The organism is Bacillus sp. MN7755, assembly GCF_054771475.1.
On sequence record NZ_BTRL01000008.1, the window covers coordinates 18,742 to 38,749 of the forward strand.

The window sequence follows — 20,008 nt, forward strand, 5'->3', positions numbered from 1 at the left end:
ATGAAACAAGAAGTGGAGATAAGGGGAAAGCGAATTGTTATTATGATTGCCGTGTTGTTTATTGCGATTTATATTATTTTACGAAAAAGAAAGTATGAATACTTTTATGATGGTATTAGTGAGTATGAAAATCGTTATAGAAGGAATATTCCTTTTTTGTTACTTGCTGTAGGTTTGTTTCAATATTGTAGGCAGAATGAGATGAGTTTTTCTCATATGTTTCAGTATGTGAAAGAGAAGTTAGTGGAGTAGGTGATGATATGGCGTGGATGATTAGTGAGTTTGCAAGTGTTGGGGATGTTACGGTGCGGACGCTTCGTTACTATGACAAGATTAATTTATTAAAGCCGAGCGATTATACTGAGGGTAGGCATCGGCTATATACGAAAGATGATTTGTATGTGCTGCAGCAAATTCAATCGTTTAAGCATCTCGGTTTTTCGCTTGGGGAGATTCAAAATATTATATTGCAGCGTGATATTGAGGCGGAAGATTTTTTAAGACAAATGCATTTTCAAAGAGGATTGCTTTTGGCAGAGCAAGAAAGAATTGTTAAGGTGCTTTCGCATATGGATGAGATGACGAAAAAGTTTCAAAAGGAAGAACGAGTGGATGTTGCTTTGTTTTCTTCGTTTTTGCAAACTTTCATATGGGAGAAAGAAAATAAAGAATGGTTAGAGGAACATTTTTCGAAGGATAGTGTTCAAGCTTTTTATAATAATAAGGAATTAAAAGAAGAGTTTGATCAGCGTTTTATGGATGTGATAGGGAAGTTGAAAAAGTATAAGGAAGAAGAGAAGGATCCGAGTCATCATGACGTTCAAGTTACTTTGAAGGAATTTTTCAATTTAATAGAAGAAGTAACGAACTATCTTGATACACCTCAAAGTGATATAGAGGATATAATACAAAAATCAAACCTCTCGCTATCTGAATTCCCAACGATCTTCACAACCGAAGAAGAAAACTATATAAAAGAAGCAATGCAGCAGTTTAACACCTAGTTAAGCTGCTTTTCCATTATAATAGAAGAAAAATAAACGGAGGGAAAGTCCCATGCCAACCTACAACAAACTAATCCGAGACAAAATCCCGCAAATAATAAAATCTAACGGCAAAACACCCACAACTAGAATCCTAAACGAAGATGAATACATAGAGGAACTATGCAAGAAAACACAACAAGAACTAACAGAATACATCGAAGCAAAAACAAAACCGCATAAACTAGAAGAACTATCCGACCTACTAGAACTAATCAACGCCCTAGCCGAACACGAAGGCACAACACTAGAAGAAATCAACAACATCCGAAAAAAGAAAGCAGAAGAAAGAGGTGGCTTTTCAGATCGTGTATTTCTAATCGAAGTAACCGATAACTAGCCCCTCATAAGCCCCTTCCAAGCCCCTACCAAGTAATAAATCACTAAGAAAAAACATAACAAAAACAAAAACAACAACAAACACCGTAGTAGTGGTCAAAAAATTTTTAAAATAACACGCCAAAAACCCAGCCCTCCTTCCTATATATAGTACAAAGAGGAAATTTTCATTTTTGAACGGAGACGGGAGGAATTAGGATGGCGGTGTATCGTAATGTGCAGGTGAATTTTTGGCAGGATGATTTTGTTTTGGATTTGACGCCGGAGGAGCGGTATTTTTATGTGTATTTGTTAACTTGTTCGAAGACGACGCAGTGTGGGATTTTTCCTTTTCCGAAGCGGTTAGCTGAGATGGAGACGGGTTATAATCGGGAGACTGTTGATAAGCTTGTGCAGCGCTTTGTTGATTATGGGAAGATTCTTTATGATGCGGATACTCGGGAGTTATTCGTTTTGAATTGGCTTCGTTATAATCCTGTGACGAATACGAATGTGGAGAAGTGTGTGTTTCGTGAGCTTAAGGGTGTGAAGAATAAGGAGTTTGTACATATGTTTCTTCAGAAGTGCGTAGAGGAGGAGCTGAATGTTCCGATGCTTTTAGCGCATTTTGGTATGCCGAGTGATTTGGCTGTGGATGATGTTGAGCCAGTTTGTGAGGAGCCGGCGGAAGAAGAGGTTGTAGAGGAAGAAACGGGAAGTCGCGTGTTTTCTTTTTATGAGCAGCATTTCGGTAGTTTGTCTCCTCATACTGTAGAGGAACTGAGTGCGTGGATGGAAGATTTGTCAGAGGAGCTTGTGCTGAAGGCTCTTCAAATTGCGTTTGAAAATAATAAGCGTACGGTTGCTTATGTGAAGGGGATTTTGAGAGGTTGGCAGGGGAAAGGTTTCACGAAAGTGTGTGAGGTTGAGGCTGATACGGCGAGCTTTAGGAAGAAGGAATCGTCTGTTAGTACGGGGGAGACGGAGGAGTTTTTGGCGAGGTGTGAGGAGTGGGAGAAAAATGCGCCGTCTGAGGAAGAGTTGCAGCGCTTTTTAGCGGAGCGCGGGTGGCGTCCATGAGTATTCAAAATGTGGAGGCGGAAAAGGCGGTGTTAGGTTCTCTATTGCTTGATGGAGAGCTTATTAAGGAGTGCCGTTTGACGGAGCAGTATTTTTCGATGCCGGTGCATAAGTCTATATTTCAGTTAATGCGAAAAATGGAAGGAGAGGGGCAAGCGATTGATCTTGTAACTTTCACTTCTAGAGTGGACCCGAATTTTTTGAAGGGGATCGGGGGAATGGAGTATTTTATAGGATTAATGGATGGTGTGCCTACTACTAGCAACTTCTCTTATTATGAGGGGCTTGTTCGAGGTGCCTGGAAAATGTATCAGGCGGGTGTTCTCGGGCACAAGATGGGAGAGCGTCTTATTGCGGAGAAGAATGAGAAAATTATTGGTGAGACGATAACGGCACTTTGTGAGTTAGAGGAGAAGGACTGTGTATGTGAGTTTGATTTGAAGGATGCGCTAGTTGATTTATATGAAGAGCTTCATCAAGATGCGAAAGAGATTACTGGTATTGAGACTGGTTATACATCGCTAAATAAAATGACGTGCGGATTACAGGAAGGTGATTTTGTTGTTCTAGGTGCGCGTCCTTCTATGGGGAAGACTGCGTTTGCGCTAAATGTTGGACTGCATGCGGCGAAGTCTGGAGTAGCAGTTGGATTGTTTTCGTTAGAAATGAGTAGTAAGCAATTGTTAAAAAGGATGGCGTCTTGTGTAGGTGAAGTGTCAGGAGGTAGACTGAAAAATCCGAAGCACCGTTTTGCGATGGAAGATTGGGAGAAGATAAGTAAGGCGTTTGCGGAGATTGGTGAGTTGCCATTTGAGATTTACGATCATGCAGGTGTTACGGTGCAAGATATTTGGATGCAAACTCGTAAGTTAAAGAGGAAGCATGGTGATAAAAAGATTTTAATTATTGTAGATTACTTGCAGCTTATTACGGGCGACCCAAAGCATAAGGGCAATCGATTTCAAGAGATTAGTGAGATTTCTCGTAAGCTTAAGTTATTAGCGCGTGAATTAAATGTTTGTATAGTAGCGTTATCGCAATTGTCTCGTTCTGTAGAGTCGCGTCAAGATAAGCGACCTCTTTTATCTGACCTAAGAGAGACAGGACAAATTGAGCAGGATGCGGATGTCATTATGCTTATGTATCGCGAGGAATATTATGATAAGGAAACGAAGCAGAAAGAGATGACGGAGATTCATGTGGCGAAGCATCGGAATGGGCCTGTTGGTAGTTTTAATCTGAGGTTTATGAAGGAATATGGGAGGTTTGTGGAGAAGGGGAATTAGTCGGAATGTATAAAACGAATAAATAAGATAACGTCTTATTTATTCGTTTTATTGTGTGTGAAATTAATTTTAAAACGGAAAACTAGTTAATTTGACAAGCAGCTAAATCTCCCACAGGATTTTCGTTAAATACCTTTTTAGAAATCTCTCCAATAGAATTGGTCCCTATTCCATCTACAGTTGCGCCTATTATACCGCCGATTAAAGGAATGGTCTTTCCAAGGTTTACAATGCCTTTCTCACCAAATTTAGTGACAAGCCTAAAACCTACTGCTTGATTAATTCTTTTTATAACTTCACCAGAAATTTTTTTTATTGCTTGCTCTGTCAACTTTTCTCCAATTTTTATTCCTACACTTTTAAAAATATCAAAAGTTGCTTGACCGGCAAGGCATGCAAATACAAAAGTTTTTACCTTATCATTTTTTAAATCATAGCCTCTCATATAAGCGATTGTACCAATCATTCTTATTTGAACATATATAACAGAAGCAAGATTAGCTGGAATAGCTACAGGTAATGTGATTAATCCACCTAATCCGGTTAAGAATCCGGAAGTAGCAGCTTTTGTATTTTGCCATCGTATCAATGAATCAATTGCTTCATCAACAGTAGAATTTTTAGAAAGATAGCTTTCAGCTAGCTCAAAAATATTATCAGTACCAGGTAAACCGTGTAAAGCTTTTTCGTAGCCCCATTCTAAAGTTTTGTTTATAGTTTCAACGGTCAAATTATTCTTACTCAAACTTGTCACCATCCATATTTTTATTTCAATCTAATTATAATAGAATATCCTAATAAAGTGTTGAAGAAGTGGATCCAAAATTAGATGTAACAATTGAAAAGGTGAAAGAGTGGGAGAAGCGTTTATCCCATTAACAGAGGAGCAATGTCCATCATTGCTCTTTTTTATGCGCTCTGACATGATATGACAAATTTTGGACGGATTCTTTGCTAAGATGGGCTTGGTAATCTTACATTATACTTAATAGGGGGTAATTGAAATGTTAAAAAGGCTAGGGGCGTTGGTTTTAGGTAGTGCTGTAGCGTTAAGTTTAGTTGCATGTGATGATTCTACTAAGAAAGCTTCTAATGAGAAAAAAGAAGAGCCGAAGCAAGAAGCGAAGAAAGAGAATAAAGAAAGTAAGAAAAAAATCTCAGCAGCTGACGTAGAAGCTATTAAGATAGGTGATTCTTTAACTGGTGCGGGTGGGGATAAATACGAAGATCTCGTCGCAAAGTTTGGAGAGCCAGATAGTAAAGTGGAGTCTCAAGCTGGGGATATTAAAATGATTATTGTTAGCTGGACGAAAAATATTAATGGTGATCTTGGAGCGAATTTTAACGTTACTTTTACTGAAAAAGACGGACAAAAACTTGCTACGAGCAAAGCGCAAATGGGAATGAAATAAAGGAAGGGTAGGATATTCAAAATGAAACGCACAACAGAATTTGTATTAGGACTAATCGGTGGTATTTTCGGTATTTTATGTGCATTTATTGCGTTATTTATTGGTGGAGTTGCTTCTGCTATGGAGGCAGAAGGAGCAAGTAATGTTATAGGTTTAGGCTGGGCAGCCGTTGCTCTATCGATTTTGGGTATCGTTGGATCAGTTATGGTGAAAAGTAAAGCAAAGGTTGGCGGTGCCATGATGACAATCGCTGCAATTGGAGGATTTATTTGTATCTCTTTCATTTATATATTACCTGCTGTGCTTCTATTAATCGGTGGGCTAATGGGAATCTTCCGTAGAGAGAAAGTATCAGTGTCTGTATAAATCAACATGTTAAAAATGGCCGACTATTATGTAATAGTCGGCTATTTTGTATATCAATACTTTCTAGATGGTATCTTACTCAAAGATAAATGTTCAAAAATGATGCTTGTTTAGAAGTAAATGAAGTGAAGGGATTGAGAATAATAGTAAAGAATATTCCCTCGTGGTATGTTCATCTATCTAAAAAAATACCTACTCCACATCCCTCCTAAAATTCTTTGATTCTTTGAATATGTTTCTTATTTTCCCATAAAGAAAGATTTTCTCTCTGTCGTAATCCATTGCTCCAAATCATCTTGGCTACGTCGGACAAGTCGATTTACTAAAACATCATGCCATACATAATCCTCTAATAGGTATATATGAACGGGGTCATCTGTATAAAAAGCAATATTACGCTCTTCAAGTGATGGTCCATAAATCATCTCTTTAGAATCTATCGATAAAATAAACCAATGTTCTGTAGATAAGGTTTCTGTATAAGGTGTTATACGATGAGCTTCTAGATTTTTGATGGGATTTTCAACATGCAGGGTAATACCTTGTATTGTAACTTTATCAGCTACTTCAGATAGATCTTCTTTTAACGCTTCATACATTTTATCCCACATTGAAATGACAATACGTTGTTCTGCTTTTTTTATTAATGCCTGACAATAGCTAATGATTGTTTTATTGTCTTTTAACGTAATCACTCGATTATCCGTTTTTTCCTCGGAAGTTTCTAGTTTTTTTAATGAATCACTGATTCCTTCATAAGTAGACTGCCATTCTGATTGAGCCTTTTGTAAAAAGACTTCAACCGGTAGAGGTGAATAGCGAGTGGTGTCATTTATTTCTTCCTTCATGACAATTCCTTTTTCTACAAGGTTACCCAAAATCTCATAAATTCGCGCTCTTGGGACACCTGAATCCTTACTCACTTGGTAGGCTGTGACAGGCCCTTGTTTAACAAGAGATACATAAGATTTAGCTTCATATTCATTGAAACCAATTTTTTTAAGCTGTTGCACTATGTAGTCCACTTTTTTCGTCCTCCGATGTTTGCTTTTATATTTTAACGTTACAATAACTCTTTACATTTAGCAAATTGATAGTTACTATTACAATAGTGACTAAAGGGGAGGCTACTAGTATGGATTTTTATTTAGACCCATCTGTATTAATGATTTTGATTGTTTTTGGATTTGTAGCTGCATTTATTGATTCAGTTGTAGGTGGTGGCGGACTCATTGCCTTACCAGCTTTATTATTTACAGGATTGAATCCAGCAAGTGCAGTAGCCACAAATAAGCTAGCATCGACAATGGGAAGTGCAACTAGTAATATTGTGTTTTATCATTCTGGTAATCTTGATTTGAAATCGGCGTTTAAATTATTTCCAATCACTTTCATAGGTTCCATAATAGGGGCATGGACCGTTCATTTAATGAACCCAGAAGTACTGAAGCCATTAATGCTGATCATGCTTGGTGTGGTCGCTATTTATACAATATTCAAGAAGGATTGGGGAAGTATTTCTACTCATAAAAAATTGTCTAATCGACACGTCATTATTTTCACCTTTTTTATTTTTGTTATTGGTTTTTATGATGGATTTCTAGGTCCTGGTACAGGTTCATTTTTAATGTTTTCTCTTTTATTTATTGGGTATGATTTTTTAAAAGCAGCAGGTACTGCGAAGTTTCTTAATTTAGGAAGTAACGTTGGTGCATTGTTAATGTTTATGTATGTAGGGCAAGTAAACTATGTGTATGGCTTCATAATGGGGATTGCTCAAATTGCTGGAGGAATCGTCGGCTCCAGATTTGCTATAAAAAAAGGCAGCGGGTATGTTCGCGCCCTTTTCATTACAGTAACTTGTTTATTGTTAGCGAAAAATCTGTATGACTATATTCAGTAAGTAATCAAAGAACGTAGAAAAGGTCAAATATGTAGAATACATAAAATATAAGAAGACATTAGGAGGAAATTCCTTTTAAGATTTTTTAGATGCTACCTTATTCGAAGATAGCATCTAAAAAAGTCTCATTAAAAAAGAAAATTTACGTGAAGAGAATGAAAATAATACAGACTCATATTTTCTAGGGTGTGTTTACTGATCATAGTGAAATGTTTACTCTATATTCTTCTTTTAACTAGGCCTCAATAAACTCTTAAAATCCACCTCAGCAATTAACACACTCAACAGTATAAGCGTAGCGTCTAAATACCCTTTCCCGTTAAGTGTTTCATCTGTGAAAACAAAAGCAAAGCCTGCAGAAAAGACAGGTTCTAATGAAAAAACAAGGCCTGTAGGTGTAGTGTATTGCTGTGCAAAATATGCTTGGCCATGAGTCCGTAGTGCTAGAAATTTTCAGCGTATTTTTTTGCGGAAGTAACTTCTGGATAAGGACAACAAAAAAAACTCCGCGCCGTAGGAAGCAGAAGGATGGGGTTCATAAAAACAAATAACATATAATGACCACCACCCTATACGGTAGCAGTTAGGGAAGAGATGTTAGCGCATCTCTTCTTTTTATTATATGCCATTTATTCGCTGCCACATTTATATCGTATTCTACCGAAAACATATCATGTTCCTATCTGTAGTCCTACTCTTTTTCAAACTGAAAAATATCCCGATTAATAAGTTGGTGGAGATATTGGTCCATTTCTGTTGCAGAAACTTTTCTTTCATTTTTAAACCACCACGCACTTAATGAGGTGATTGCTCCTGAATAAAATTCCGTTATTAAATCGTTTGGCATCGTATGATTTTTACAAAGGCGATTTAGCGCTTCGGTTTCTTGTTTTCTTGTTTCGTGGCTTAAATAATGCATGCGGCTAGTGAATTGTTCATCAGACATTTGTGTCTCTAATATTTTACCGATTTCTTCATGGTGAAGGAATTGTTCCATCACTTGAAATGGTTTACTTAATCGATCTAAAAGAGGTATTTCGGCAACAATCTTGCCGTATCGTTTAAATCCAAATGTTAATAAAGCATCTTTATCTTCAAAGTGTTTATAAAAGGTTGTTCGGTGTACCATCGCAAGATCACAAATTTGGTTAATGGTGATGGTACTATATTTCTGTTTTGATTGCGTCATTAATTCGAATAAGGAATCCCATAGTAATTTATGTGTACGTCTAATACGTAAATCAAGCTGTTTTTCACTATCGTTCATCTACAATTCTCCTTTTTTGTAGATTAAGTATACAATGGCTGAAAATTGATTCTCCCTTTTTAATCTACATATGTATATTATATTACATGTGTTTGGGTTTATATAAAGCTTTTTAATTAAGAAACAGGAGGAGAATCTGTAAATGAATATGACAACTAAGAGCCCTGCAAGTGGCAAAGTTGATACTTCTAATATGAAACATACCCCTATTTTAATTGCATTACTTTTAGGGGCAATGGTTGCATTATTAAATGAAACGTTACTTGGTAATGCGTTAACGGTATTAATGAAAGAATTTGACGTAACAGCTTCAACAATCCAATGGCTTTCTACAGCATACATGTTGGTGGTTGGGGTTTTAGTCCCAATTACAGCGTTACTTCAGCAATGGCTCACAACGAGACAAATGTTTTTAATCGCTATGGTAACGTTTTTAATCGGTACATTAATTGCGGGATTTGCACCGACATTTTCTGTTTTATTAATCGGACGTATTGTCCAAGCTGTAGCAACAGGGTTAATTTCACCGTTATTAATGAATACGATTTTAATTATTTGTCCGCCTGAAAAACGTGGTGCCACAATGGGATTAATCGCACTTGTGATGATGTCCGCTCCGGCAATTGGTCCTACATTATCTGGAGTAATCGTTGACTCATTAAATTGGCGCTGGTTATTCTATATTGTTATTCCTATCGTAATTATCTCAATTATGATTGGGATGAAGTACATTCAAAATGTTTCAGAGATAACAAGGCCAAAAGTAGATTATCCATCTATCCTTTTATCGACATTAGGATTTGGCGGGCTTGTATATAGCTTTAGTGCATCAGGTGATTTAGGGTGGTCTAATCCGAAAGTGTATGGTGCTTTAATTGTTGGGCTTATCTCATTATGTATTTTTGTCGTTCGACAATTGAAAATTGAGAATCCAATTTTACAATTACGAGCATTTAAAGTTCCGATGTTTACATTATCAGTTGGATTAATTGTCATTGTGATGATGTCGTTATTTTCAACGATGACTTTATTACCGATGTTCCTGCAAACAGTTTTACTCGTTACAGCTTTTAAATCAGGAATTATCATGCTTCCGGGAAGTATTATTAGCGCCATAATGGGGCCGATCGCAGGTAAACTATTTGATAAATTTAGTCCGAAAGTTATTATCGTTCCTGGTATTGTGTTAGTGGGGATTGCAATGTTCTTATTTAAAGGCATTACTCCTGATACATCAATGGTACAAATTATTGTCATGCATAGCGTATTAATGGTTGGACTCATGTTTGTCATGACAGCACAAACATACGGCTTAAATCAATTAACACCAGATCTATATCCGCACGGAACAGCGTTGTTTAATACGTTACAGCAAGTAGCGGGCGCAATTGGTACAGCTATCTTTATTTCGAAAATGTCTTCAGGAACAACTCAGTATATGGAAAGCTCCGCAAATCCAATGGACCCAGTAGAGAAGTTAAACGGTTTAACGTCAGGGTTCCAAGGTGCATTTACATTAGGGTTAGTCTTTATCATTGTTGCATTTATCGTATCGTTGTTCTTAAAAGAAGAGAAAAAGGGAGTAAAAGCAACGAGAGTTTTACAGAACGAAAATTAAGGTTTATATAAAAAGACATCTTTACGATTAAAGATGTCTTTTTATATTTCTTTCGTAATAATAGTTCAAACAGCCGAGGGAAATGTGGTGTATGTATTGTCTGTTTTTTAGTAAAAAGAACTATTGAGAATAACGATGCAAAGCCTTACTAATAACTAAAAGTCCAATAATGAGGGAAAGTGTTCTTATAATAAGTTCTGCAACTAATAAGTCACCCATCGTTTTAGTAACATCATACATACTCCCTGTAATGAGAATAGGTGCAATCATAATGATAATTCCAATTACTATTTGAAGAAGTAAATTCACGTTTTTACTCAAGATAATTACCTCCAAAAAATATTATAAAACAAAATATGGAATTTTCTGTATTGTACATTTATTATACTGTATCGAATTAAGATTATGGTAATGTTTCTAAAATAAAAAAGAGGTGTCACATAGTTATAAGGTGACACCTCTTTTTAGCTAGTAGAAAGTAAAGACGCTTCAATAATATAACGATCTGGGGCGTCACCAATGTAGTTAAAGGGGTAACAAGTTGTTAATGTTGGTTTCTCTTTCTCTACAATGACAGTTCGATCTTCTGCGTCTGTTATCCAATGTTTGTTAATCTTACAATTCCTCCGTAACATCATACCGAAGCAACTGCCCCTGATCATAAAACCTCTCAAAAATAATCCCCATTACATAGAAGAATACTAGCCCGAAACAAATATGAATGAGTGTAAAAGTAGCTCCAAATGAAGAAAATTCATACACGAGAATTGGTAATTTCGCAGTTGTCCAAACGCCTAAGAAAAATACGATGTACCGAATGCTTGCGCCTTTTTTTAAGAGTAGTGCTGCGATGGGGAAGGCAACATAGAGAGGACCAGCTGCAATGCCTCCTAATAATAGAGAAAATAAGATTCCGTATATACCTGATTTTTTGCCCATATATTTCATGAGCGTTTCTTTTTTCACCCACTGATCAAGTAACCCTACAAATAGTAAGACAGGGGGGAGGAGAAACAGCATATCTAAAATGCTATTCCCTGTTAATTGTAATGCGCTCCATCCTAAAGATTGATTTATAAAAGTCAATACAAAGAGTCCCAGTAATAAAATGAAAAAGAAGCGATATCTTTTTAGTTCTTTCATACCATCACCATCCAAATGATATAGGAGAATAGGAGGGACATGAGCAGAGCAGATGCATTACGTGCGTAAGCAAAGCTTCGCCCAAATATCTTTTGTTCCATCGGTAAGGTTGTAATTCCTACTGACATGAGTGTAGACATAAGTGCCGCAACTTGAGGAAGGCCTGCACCGTGTTGTACCAACGTATTACCAAGTGGGAATACGACGAAGCTTGGAATAAGTGCAACGGAGCCGAGTATTGCTGAATAAATAATACCGATGAATCCAGATTGCTCCCCAATAATAGAAGAGATGAAAGACGGCGTTAATATAGAAAGCGATAAGCCAACGAAAAGCATGATGGAGAGCATCGCAGGGAGAAGGTTGCGAAACATTTTCCACGACTTCATTAGAGCATCTTTCGTTTTCGTACGATCCTTCATAAAAGAAAGCCCCGTAAGGATAATGGCTAAAGTATAAAGAATCACGCCGTTAATCATGATCGGATTCCTTCAAGTCTTTATATTTGTCTAAGAAGAAGGATAAGTTCTTCATTTTTTCTTCAATATCCATTTGAAAATCTGCCAGTTGTTCCTTTCCAGCAGGCGTAATTTTGTACATCTTTCTCGGTTTGTCTTGATGATCTGTGCTTACATAAGATTCAATTGCATCTTCGTTTTCTAATTTTTTTAGTGTGCGATATAGAATGGCACTATCGATTGGATTGACGGGAAGTTCTTCCTCGCACTTTTGCAATAATTGCCCGCCATAGTTATCTCCTTCAGCTAGAAATAACAAAAGAAATGCGCCCGTATGTCTTCCTGTATGTTTCATGGATATACCTCCTAGAATGAATTAGAATATACACTGTTAATGACAGTATACTGTTGTTAACAGTATAAGGTGCATGAAGTGTTATGTCAATTTTAAAAAGTTTGATTTTTGATAGTGGTTTTTAGCATTTGTAAACTATCGATATGTATAGGGGTTGTACATCCAAAAACACACAAAAAAGACACTCTCAAGAGTGCCTTCCTTTAGCAGCCGAATCCGCCGCCCCAACAGCTAGCCCCAACGATGATTAATAAAATAAAGAGTACAACAAGTAAAGCGAATCCGCCGCCGAAACCGCAGCCTCCACCACAAGTACCGCCATAGCCCATATTAACTCCTCCTTCCATAAAGACCATTTAATAATGGATTTAATTCACTTTATGTTTTTCCGGATAAACTTGAGCAGGTCCTTTTAAAAAATAAAAGGTGCTTAGATTTTAAAAGAGTTGACGACCTTATTTTTGTCACCGGTATTATGCTGATGACATATTGTATTTTATTCTGTGTATTGGGGGAAGGAGGATCTTTATGGCCAATTCTGAAATGATTTTACGATTACTTACGGATTTAAAGATTGAACAGCAAGCCTTAAAAGAGCAGTTGGAAAAAATACAAACAGCTGTGAATACTCTTGAAGAAAAATCAGCGATTGTGGAAGAAAAACCAATGACTATTGAAGAAAAACCAGCTGTTGCTGCTGCAAAGCAAAGAGCTCATTCTGGACGCCCAACATCTTTTCGTGCTTGGAGAGCATCAACTCAAAAAAATTCATAAAAATATAAGAAAAGAAGACATCTAGTAAGATGTCTTCTTTTACTTGTACAATCCAAATGTGTTAAGAAGATATATCTATATTGCTTTAAAAATAAGAAGAAAATAACGATTGTCGACTCCTTTTTTAGTATAGCATGTATTAATAATGAATTTTATGTAATGTTGCATATATATAGATTATATGATGTTATTCTTGTATATTTTAGTTGTCTGTTATTTGTTTTAATTCATTTACTTATATTATTTTTTGAGCGCCCAGTGATGGGGCCTTTTTTTATAATTGTTTTAAAGCAAAAACCCCTCAAGTATAGTGAGGGGCTGCATGACTAGGTAAATGAATGATTATTGGTGTTTAATGAGCTGAAGTTCAGGATATTGCTTCTGAATTTCTTCTAAATGATTTTCGTTTATTCCTTTTAAATTTTGATCAAAGAAGCTAGTTACTAGTTTATTAATGAGTGTATAATTTGCGGCTACATCTTCGTCTGGTTCGTTAATAATAGGTGAAAATGCTGCTAAATCTGTAAAACTAGTATGATTTGTTTTGGGAATTACCACTGTGTACACGCCCGGTTTTTCAATAGTTTTATTTCTTAAATAGGATATTTCCAATAATTCATTTTGGATTCCGGTTGTCTTTTGATTCTCAGCTTCTTTCATATAATGAATCGTAGCCTCAGCATTCATCAACATGAATGGTTTCTGAGGACCGTCTTTAGGCATTGGGTCGCCATATAATCCGCCATCCATATCAATTGCAGCTTTAATACGCGTATCCTTTACTAACATTTGTGCGGAAGTTGCTCCGCCAAAAGAGTGACCGAACATTCCGATTTTGTCATAGTTAATTAAGTCTGCGATCGTTTTAAAACTTTTATCGAAATTACCTTCTATTACTTCGTTTAAAACAAAAGTAGTATCCTGTTCCCAGTTTTGAACTATGGTATTTAAGGCAGTAGGTGTATATTCAATTGGTATAGAGTCTACACGGTTTCCGTTAGGGAAAATCGTTGTTGCTGCATATCCTGTGAAGTTAAGAGCAATGATTACATAACCTTGACTAGCTAGCTCTTCTAACTGGAATGTATTTTGTTGACCATATAATCCCATCCCATGACCGAATAAAAGGAGGGGGAATTTCTCTTTATCTTGAAGTGGCTTAGCATCTTGATAAGAATTTGTTTTTGTCAGCCCTAAATGTGTCGTTACGATATAGGGAGCACCGTTTGTTACTGCCAATTGTTCAGCCAGCTCGTTTATGTTCTCAAAATAGGCAGAAGGGTTCCCTGATCCTTTTTCGGCAGGATAGTATACTTGTATCATTAACTCACGATTTCCATGACTATTTGGTACAGTGGTTTCTTTTCGATTTGTATCAATTAAATGAAAAGTTTTCGTTCCTACTGTATATTTTCCAGTAGGCTCAGGGAGTGTTATGATCGGAAAAAGTAAAGGTAATGTAAACATTGCGATAGCCGTTACGATAATTCCTAAACCTTTTAAAACTTTCATCACTAACTTTTTAGAAACGGCTGTAGTTTTGGGTTTCAAAAAAACTTGTAATGTTAAAACGAACAATAAGAAATAGGCGGGGATCATACGCCAGTTTGCGCCAATTACAATGATGGTGGCAAATAAGAATGCATAATTGATCAGTAAAATGACTACATTTTTTTTCGTCAAACCTCGTTCGATAAAGATGGGAGTGATGCTAGATAAAAGTAATACAGCAACAAAAATGATTTCTAACATTTTTAGTTTTTAGCTCCTTTCCAAATTATATAAAAATAGATTGATAATTTATAACCTTCTCAATTATATAACTATAATTGATGATTGTATGCATGTAAGTAAGTTTAGAATGTTTTTACATGACATCTTAAAAAAAGTACTCATACGAGTACTTTTTCTTAAATGAATTATTATTTGTTTTTAAACCGTTCCCCATAAATGATAAACCATACCGATAACAAAAAATGCGAGTCCTACAAATAAAACGATTAAAGCAAGCATTCCATTTTTATTATGTTCCATACAGTCAGCTCCTTTTTAGTTATATACAAAAAAGCCTTTAGTCGTAATTATGGCTAAAGGCTTTGATCTTCATACTTTGTATTTTATAAAAAAGTTGTACTTCTGTATTAATTTGGAATATGATTATTTAAAGAGTAGGTGATGAGTACATGCAGGAAACAAAACAATTCCCGCTTATATCTGGAAATCTCTCATTAGATTTAGTGAATACAGAGTTAGTTAGGCGTGGACAACGTTATGATTTATTAATAACGGATAAAGATGTATTAGAATGGCTACATGTAATAAAGGTTAATCTTCCTTTTTGGAATGAAAAAACACTTATAGGAATTCAAGAGCGACTCAATCAAGTTACATCTAGCATATTAGAGGCAAGAGAAGTAATGAGAAAACAGTTTGAGGCAATTGCCGATCAGCATGAAATTTCTGATGATTTTATTACGTATTTAGAAAAACAAATTGAGAAGGCACCATTTACATATAAAGTCATTGAACAGAGTCTAGTACCTATCCCAGTTGGAGAAATTGAGGATGTACTTGTATCGTTAATTGCATTTGATGCTTTAACCTTAATAACAGAAAATAAGCTTATTTCTCTTAAAAGGTGTTCAAATCCCGACTGTGTTTTATTATTTATAGATAAAAGCGGAAAACGAAAATGGTGTTCTATGAAAATATGTGGGAACCGGAAAAAGGTAGCAAAATTTCAGGATCGAAAATGTGAAGAAGTTTAGGGAATCAACTTATATGAGTTGATTCTTTTTTTCTGCATCCTTAAACTAACCTCTAAAATTAATATTGACCGGTTAGTTTGTTTGGAATATAATTGTTGGTAAATAAAGGAGGAGAATGATGAACAATATAACAGCAGCTAAGAAGAAAGATGCTCCACCAATAAGTGTACGATATTTTGCAAAAATGAAAGGGAAAGGAAGAAGTCCGTTACAAGTAAATATAAAGGACTCTTTGACAGGACTATTAGGGGGATTTTTAACAATTCTCACCTTAACATATTTAACGAGTATAACTTCTACAGAATTGTTAATGGCTCCATTTGGGGCGAGTTGTGTATTAGCGTTTGGAGTTTGGAATGCACCGCTATCTCAGCCGCGTAATATTATTGGAGGACATTTGATTTCAACTTTCATTGGTCTATCAATATATCATTTGTTCGGGAATGAATATTGGACAATTGCTTTAGCAGTTGGGATGTCGATTGCTATTATGATGTTAACAAGAACAACGCATCCTCCGGCAGGGGCTGATCCAATTGTCGTTATTTTAGGAGCATACAGTTGGAGTTATTTAGTAACACCAGTTTTAGTTGGTTCTCTTGTTATTGTAGTTATTGCTTTATTCATTAATAACATGAGTAGTAAAAGAAGCTATCCAACTTTTTGGATATAATTTGTAAAGCGAAAAACAATTTGAGTAAGTATTTCATTTTTACTATGTTTTAATTTTTATATAGAAAAAAGCCTTTAGTCATAATTATGACTAAAGACTCCATTTCTCAAACTTTTTTAGTTTATAAAGAAAAGACACCCATATAAGAGTGTCTTTTCCGATAGTTTGTTTAGCAGAAGCAAGAAGCTCCAACGATGATTAATAAAATAAACAATACAACTAATAATGCAAATCCTCCAGAAAAACCGCAGCCTCCGCCGCAACTACCACCAAATCCCATAATAGCTCCTCCTTTAATAAGAGGGGAAAACAAAGGGTCACTCGTGTTTTTTAACGGATTCCATTTACTTTATGTTTGACGCATGAATGTGAGCAGGTCCTTTTGAAAATAAAAAAAGACACCTTGAGGTGCCGTCTGTCCCATGTATGTAATTAATATTCGCTAGCATAAAACTCTTTTATTAGCTTTATTTCATTTGTATCCGGGTCAAATTTAAATATTTTAATTTGGTTAGATTCGTCTTTGTATGCAAATGTATTATCACCAACTTGAGTCATATTGCTGGTGTTTAAGATGGGATCACTACCATGATCAGTGATTTCTACAGTTTTCTCACGATCCCAAAATGCAATGACAATAATCAAGATGATAAGGCATATACGTATGTTACGTAGTTCTCTTGATACAGTATTCTCCATTTGATAGTCTCCTTTGTTGTTGAATAGATTTTGTTTATAAAAGAGATAATTCTTATGAAAATAAATAAAAAAGACACTTGAAAGTGTCTTTTTTATTTGAGTTATGCGCATTGCTTAATAAGACGCTAGTTCCTCAATCGGAATATGAGTAACTATGTAGGGTGATTTCATTATAACATTTTAACCAGTAATGGGTCTATATGGGATTTTTGTAATTATTACGTTTATTTATTCGGAATGATAGATGTATAATCCGGAATTTGATCTATTAAAAGCAGTGGAAAAGGCAAAGGGCATATTTTATTCCGTGTTATAGGAATGTATAGAGCTAGATTTCCCTTTACACAAACATAACGGTATAATATAGTTAAGTTAAGTGAACTTAACTATTAAATGAAACAAAATAACAGCATGGAGGAAGAGTGCTATGACGAGAACGTATAAAGAAGTAATTAATGAAATGAACCGAGCCTATAATGAATTCTACATTTTACTATTTCAGGAGTTGAAAGATGAGTATGGTCTTACAGGACAGCAAGAGAGTATGCTATTTCATATTAATTTAAATCAAAACACGACAGCAAATCACATTGCGACTACTTTTAATATATCGAAAAGCGCTGTTAGCCAAGTTTTATCGAAATTGGAAAAGCAGAAGATGATTTCAAAACAAGTAAATCCTAATAATAAAAGGGAGTATTTCCTTACACTTGGTCCAAACGGTAGTAAGTATATGGAGGAGTTGTCTGAGTTAGATGATGTATTAATTGAGAAATACTTTTCTAAAATCGATATAAATGCTTTAGAGCAAATGACTGATACGTTAACGAAAATAAATAAAGTGATATTGGAAGAAAAACAGAAGGATCTTGATTGTAATGAGTAAAAAGGAGGGGAAGCATGTGATGAGTTACATACCAAATATGATTACGATAGCAAACTTTGTATGTGGACTTCTCGCTATTTACGCTATTCTCGTTCACGATATGTATTTGGGAGCAGTTTTTATTATTACAGGTATGTTATTTGATTTCTTTGATGGCATGGTTGCCCGGAAGCTAGATTCTGTTTCTGAAATTGGCGGAGAGTTAGACTCATTTGCAGATTTAGTTACCTTTGGCGTGGCACCGTCTATTCTTGCCTATAGTGTCGCTTTAAAAGATTTGCAGTCTATCGGGATGATATGTGCACTCGCTTACAGTATTTGCGGAATGCTTCGACTTGCAAGATTTAACACGCAGCAAAGCAAACTCCCAACCTTTATCGGAATGCCCATTCCATTCGCGGCCATGTGTCTCCTCATTTTATGCTTTTTAAATAATCCAGTTTCCGTGGCGTTTGGTACATGCGTACTTGCTTATTTAATGGTGAGCAAAATCAAATTCCCTCATTTTAAAAAAGATATATCGGAAAGCTTAAAGTCCGAAAAATGGAATTGATGATACGGAATTACAATGAAAAAGATAAAGGAGCATAACATGATTCGTATGGCATTAAGATCATTTAACATACAAATATATTGTTTGCTAGGCGTGATGTTAGTAGGGTGGTTGCTGACCCCTTTTCGAGCCCAGTTTGTAGGGATAAGCATTGGCCTTTTAGTTAGTATGTACTGCGCCTGGATTTTAGGAAGGCGTATTGAAAAGTTCGGAGACAGCATCGTAAAAAAAGAAAAAGCACCGATGCTCGGAATGATGAATCGGTTCGCAGCCGCAATACTCGGTGCAATTATTATGTATGAAATTGAACACCATGAGTTCATGTGGACATTTGCATCTGGAATTATGGGTGGGTATTTCTTGGTTATTATTAATTTGGGGTATTATAGTATGAGAGATGGGAAGGAATAGATTAGTACACTTTAATTAGAAATTAACCCCCCCCTCAAGTATGGAATTACATACTTGAGGGGGGGTGTTAACGATTACAATCAAACCATTTTTAAGTTATCTTTCTTCCGAAAAATGTAAAAACAAAAACATCTTTTGTCCATTTTCCTTTCCCATACATATATAATACGAACCCACTAATACTAGTCAGTATAATAAGTACAGCGAAATATATCGAATTTTTGTTATTACCATTCTTTAAGCTATCTATAATTTGCTCCTTAGTATGTCCAATATAAACAAATTTCCCGTATCTATTAGGTAATTCTTTTATTACTTTTCCATCTACTGACCCAAGTACAACTACATTTTCTTTATTTTCTACTGCTCTAAATGAATAAAAACGTTTTTTTCCATCTGCTAACTTTGTAGCATTCGCCTGAATATCATTTATTCTTGTTGAAATTACATTCTGATCATTTAATTCCATAAAGGGAGTTTCCAGAGACACATTTTCTTTATTTATTAATTTTAATTCTTTATTTCCTATATGTATGGGTTCATTATAAAAAGCTGTTACTTGACCGTTACTCCATAAAGAACGATTTGGTGCAGAAGTCTGTGTATAGTATGTCGTTTTTTTCTTTTGAATTCGATTCACTACCGCATACCCATCAGCAAGTAGCGTTTCATCTCCTGTTACACGTTCAGAATATATCTCTCCCCTTACAAAATATATACCATTTGCAACCTCTTTTTCACTTGAAATCATCTGTATATCACCGAGTTCATTCCAGACTAAAAAACTATTTAAATTCTTATACCCATAAAAAACACATACAATTAATAAAATTGTAAACAATGCCCCTATTTTAATTGTTGCCTTTTTATTCACTGATTGTTATTCCCCCATATACTATTAATATTTTCATCTTAATTATAATTAGAACTATTATTGATGTACATATATTCATCTTTTTTGCCCTAAGCTAACTTTGTTTACTTCACTTTTTTTC

The 20,008-nt window shown here is 35.5% G+C and carries 27 protein-coding genes and 2 pseudogenes; 15 read left to right on the top strand and 14 right to left on the bottom strand.

What is annotated here, in order from left to right; genetic code table 11:
- From ACYVEC_RS07020 to dnaB, 5 genes are all read left to right on the top strand, one after another.
- A complete protein-coding gene (locus tag ACYVEC_RS07020) occupies positions 1–252 on the top strand; it encodes a hypothetical protein (RefSeq protein ID WP_460506010.1) in 252 nt (83 codons plus the stop codon).
- An 8-nt stretch (positions 253–260) separates the two neighbouring features.
- The gene (locus tag ACYVEC_RS07025) at positions 261–1,004 is read left to right on the top strand and encodes a MerR family transcriptional regulator (RefSeq protein WP_431113225.1); all 744 of its coding nucleotides are present in this window, start codon (positions 261–263) and stop codon (positions 1,002–1,004) included.
- 52 nt (positions 1,005–1,056) lie between these two features.
- On the top strand, positions 1,057–1,383 hold the full coding sequence (locus ACYVEC_RS07030; RefSeq protein ID WP_063222048.1) for a nucleoside triphosphate pyrophosphohydrolase: 327 nt from the start codon (positions 1,057–1,059) through the stop codon (positions 1,381–1,383).
- A gap of 197 nt (positions 1,384–1,580) precedes the next feature.
- On the top strand, positions 1,581–2,441 hold the full coding sequence (locus ACYVEC_RS07035) for a DnaD domain-containing protein (RefSeq protein ID WP_460506013.1): 861 nt from the start codon (positions 1,581–1,583) through the stop codon (positions 2,439–2,441).
- Positions 2,438–3,727 (top strand): replicative DNA helicase, encoded by a 1,290-nt coding sequence (gene dnaB, locus ACYVEC_RS07040; protein ID WP_063222046.1) that lies wholly within the window; start codon positions 2,438–2,440, stop codon positions 3,725–3,727. The genes ACYVEC_RS07035 and dnaB overlap by 4 nt, the downstream gene beginning before the upstream one ends.
- An 82-nt stretch (positions 3,728–3,809) precedes the next feature.
- Here dnaB and ACYVEC_RS07045 read toward each other — a convergent pair whose 3' ends face one another.
- Positions 3,810–4,481 (bottom strand): EcsC family protein, encoded by a 672-nt coding sequence (locus ACYVEC_RS07045; RefSeq protein ID WP_239661450.1) that lies wholly within the window; start codon positions 4,479–4,481, stop codon positions 3,810–3,812.
- 250 nt (positions 4,482–4,731) lie between these two features.
- On the opposite strand from ACYVEC_RS07045, the gene ACYVEC_RS07050 reads away from it, so the two are divergent.
- Complete coding sequence (locus ACYVEC_RS07050; protein ID WP_063222044.1) at positions 4,732–5,139, top strand: hypothetical protein; 408 nt, start codon at positions 4,732–4,734, stop codon at positions 5,137–5,139.
- 21 nt (positions 5,140–5,160) lie between these two features.
- Positions 5,161–5,505, top strand: a complete 345-nt coding sequence (locus tag ACYVEC_RS07055) for a DUF4064 domain-containing protein (protein WP_063222043.1) — start codon at positions 5,161–5,163, stop codon at positions 5,503–5,505.
- A gap of 239 nt (positions 5,506–5,744) precedes the next feature.
- Here ACYVEC_RS07055 and ACYVEC_RS07060 read toward each other — a convergent pair whose 3' ends face one another.
- Positions 5,745–6,530 carry a TrmB family transcriptional regulator gene (locus ACYVEC_RS07060; RefSeq protein WP_460506016.1) on the bottom strand — a complete coding sequence of 262 codons (786 nt, stop codon included), beginning with the start codon at positions 6,528–6,530 and terminating at the stop codon, positions 5,745–5,747.
- A gap of 110 nt (positions 6,531–6,640) precedes the next feature.
- Between ACYVEC_RS07060 and ACYVEC_RS07065 the strand changes: the two genes are divergently transcribed.
- Complete coding sequence (locus tag ACYVEC_RS07065; protein ID WP_460506018.1) at positions 6,641–7,408, top strand: TSUP family transporter; 768 nt, start codon at positions 6,641–6,643, stop codon at positions 7,406–7,408.
- A 231-nt stretch (positions 7,409–7,639) separates the two neighbouring features.
- On the opposite strand, the pseudogene ACYVEC_RS07070 reads toward ACYVEC_RS07065, so the two are convergent.
- A pseudogene (locus tag ACYVEC_RS07070) lies at positions 7,640–7,822 on the bottom strand (EamA/RhaT family transporter); the annotation flags it as partial.
- Between the two features lie 277 nt (positions 7,823–8,099).
- On the bottom strand, positions 8,100–8,675 hold the full coding sequence (locus ACYVEC_RS07075) for a TetR/AcrR family transcriptional regulator (RefSeq protein WP_063222040.1): 576 nt from the start codon (positions 8,673–8,675) through the stop codon (positions 8,100–8,102).
- Positions 8,676–8,817: 142 nt separating this feature from the next.
- On the opposite strand from ACYVEC_RS07075, the gene ACYVEC_RS07080 reads away from it, so the two are divergent.
- Positions 8,818–10,293, top strand: coding sequence for an MDR family MFS transporter (locus ACYVEC_RS07080; protein ID WP_063222039.1), 1,476 nt, complete (start codon positions 8,818–8,820; stop codon positions 10,291–10,293).
- A gap of 120 nt (positions 10,294–10,413) precedes the next feature.
- Here the strand turns inward: ACYVEC_RS07080 and ACYVEC_RS07085 are convergent, their stop codons facing one another.
- The 6 genes and pseudogenes from ACYVEC_RS07085 to ACYVEC_RS07110 form a co-directional block, all read right to left on the bottom strand.
- Positions 10,414–10,614, bottom strand: a complete 201-nt coding sequence (locus tag ACYVEC_RS07085) for a hypothetical protein (RefSeq protein WP_063222038.1) — start codon at positions 10,612–10,614, stop codon at positions 10,414–10,416.
- A gap of 143 nt (positions 10,615–10,757) precedes the next feature.
- Positions 10,758–10,910: pseudogene (locus tag ACYVEC_RS07090) on the bottom strand (sortase family protein); the annotation flags it as partial.
- The gene (locus ACYVEC_RS07095; RefSeq protein ID WP_063222037.1) at positions 10,909–11,436 is read right to left on the bottom strand and encodes a permease; all 528 of its coding nucleotides are present in this window, start codon (positions 11,434–11,436) and stop codon (positions 10,909–10,911) included. The pseudogene ACYVEC_RS07090 and the gene ACYVEC_RS07095, both read right to left, overlap by 2 nt.
- Positions 11,433–11,915, bottom strand: a complete 483-nt coding sequence (locus ACYVEC_RS07100; protein ID WP_063222036.1) for a hypothetical protein — start codon at positions 11,913–11,915, stop codon at positions 11,433–11,435. Before ACYVEC_RS07100 ends, ACYVEC_RS07095 begins: the two co-directional genes overlap by 4 nt.
- Entirely contained in the window at positions 11,908–12,249 is a 342-nt protein-coding gene (locus tag ACYVEC_RS07105) for a PadR family transcriptional regulator (protein ID WP_000683181.1), read from the bottom strand. The genes ACYVEC_RS07100 and ACYVEC_RS07105 overlap by 8 nt, the downstream gene beginning before the upstream one ends.
- Positions 12,250–12,452: 203 nt before the next feature.
- Positions 12,453–12,578 (bottom strand): YjcZ family sporulation protein, encoded by a 126-nt coding sequence (locus tag ACYVEC_RS07110; RefSeq protein ID WP_000540385.1) that lies wholly within the window; start codon positions 12,576–12,578, stop codon positions 12,453–12,455.
- Between the two features lie 199 nt (positions 12,579–12,777).
- Between ACYVEC_RS07110 and ACYVEC_RS07115 the strand changes: the two genes are divergently transcribed.
- On the top strand, positions 12,778–13,023 hold the full coding sequence (locus ACYVEC_RS07115; RefSeq protein ID WP_063222034.1) for a hypothetical protein: 246 nt from the start codon (positions 12,778–12,780) through the stop codon (positions 13,021–13,023).
- Positions 13,024–13,365: 342 nt separating this feature from the next.
- Here the strand turns inward: ACYVEC_RS07115 and ACYVEC_RS07120 are convergent, their stop codons facing one another.
- On the bottom strand, positions 13,366–14,775 hold the full coding sequence (locus ACYVEC_RS07120) for an alpha/beta hydrolase family protein (protein ID WP_199677797.1): 1,410 nt from the start codon (positions 14,773–14,775) through the stop codon (positions 13,366–13,368).
- A gap of 431 nt (positions 14,776–15,206) precedes the next feature.
- On the opposite strand from ACYVEC_RS07120, the gene ACYVEC_RS07125 reads away from it, so the two are divergent.
- Both ACYVEC_RS07125 and ACYVEC_RS07130 read left to right on the top strand, forming a co-directional pair.
- On the top strand, positions 15,207–15,791 hold the full coding sequence (locus tag ACYVEC_RS07125; protein ID WP_063222032.1) for a CGNR zinc finger domain-containing protein: 585 nt from the start codon (positions 15,207–15,209) through the stop codon (positions 15,789–15,791).
- 118 nt (positions 15,792–15,909) lie between these two features.
- A complete protein-coding gene (locus ACYVEC_RS07130; RefSeq protein ID WP_063222031.1) occupies positions 15,910–16,464 on the top strand; it encodes an HPP family protein in 555 nt (184 codons plus the stop codon).
- A 169-nt stretch (positions 16,465–16,633) separates the two neighbouring features.
- Here the strand turns inward: ACYVEC_RS07130 and ACYVEC_RS07135 are convergent, their stop codons facing one another.
- Together ACYVEC_RS07135 and ACYVEC_RS07140 are read right to left on the bottom strand one after the other, a co-directional pair.
- Entirely contained in the window at positions 16,634–16,744 is a 111-nt protein-coding gene (locus ACYVEC_RS07135; RefSeq protein ID WP_071745177.1) for a YjcZ family sporulation protein, read from the bottom strand.
- Between the two features lie 152 nt (positions 16,745–16,896).
- The gene (locus ACYVEC_RS07140; protein ID WP_063222030.1) at positions 16,897–17,163 is read right to left on the bottom strand and encodes a YmzC family protein; all 267 of its coding nucleotides are present in this window, start codon (positions 17,161–17,163) and stop codon (positions 16,897–16,899) included.
- A gap of 427 nt (positions 17,164–17,590) precedes the next feature.
- Here ACYVEC_RS07140 and ACYVEC_RS07145 point away from each other — a divergent pair, with 427 nt between their 5' ends.
- The 3 genes from ACYVEC_RS07145 to ACYVEC_RS07155 are packed head-to-tail and all read left to right on the top strand — an operon-like array spanning position 17,591 to position 19,013.
- Positions 17,591–18,049 carry a MarR family winged helix-turn-helix transcriptional regulator gene (locus tag ACYVEC_RS07145; RefSeq protein WP_063222029.1) on the top strand — a complete coding sequence of 153 codons (459 nt, stop codon included), beginning with the start codon at positions 17,591–17,593 and terminating at the stop codon, positions 18,047–18,049.
- Positions 18,042–18,602, top strand: coding sequence for a CDP-diacylglycerol--serine O-phosphatidyltransferase (pssA, locus tag ACYVEC_RS07150; protein ID WP_142332746.1), 561 nt, complete (start codon positions 18,042–18,044; stop codon positions 18,600–18,602). Before ACYVEC_RS07145 ends, pssA begins: the two co-directional genes overlap by 8 nt.
- 39 nt (positions 18,603–18,641) lie before the next feature.
- Complete coding sequence (locus ACYVEC_RS07155) at positions 18,642–19,013, top strand: ATP synthase subunit I (protein ID WP_063222028.1); 372 nt, start codon at positions 18,642–18,644, stop codon at positions 19,011–19,013.
- A gap of 91 nt (positions 19,014–19,104) precedes the next feature.
- Here ACYVEC_RS07155 and ACYVEC_RS07160 read toward each other — a convergent pair whose 3' ends face one another.
- Positions 19,105–19,887, bottom strand: coding sequence for a hypothetical protein (locus ACYVEC_RS07160; protein WP_063222027.1), 783 nt, complete (start codon positions 19,885–19,887; stop codon positions 19,105–19,107).
- Positions 19,888–20,008: the final 121 nt, after the last annotated feature.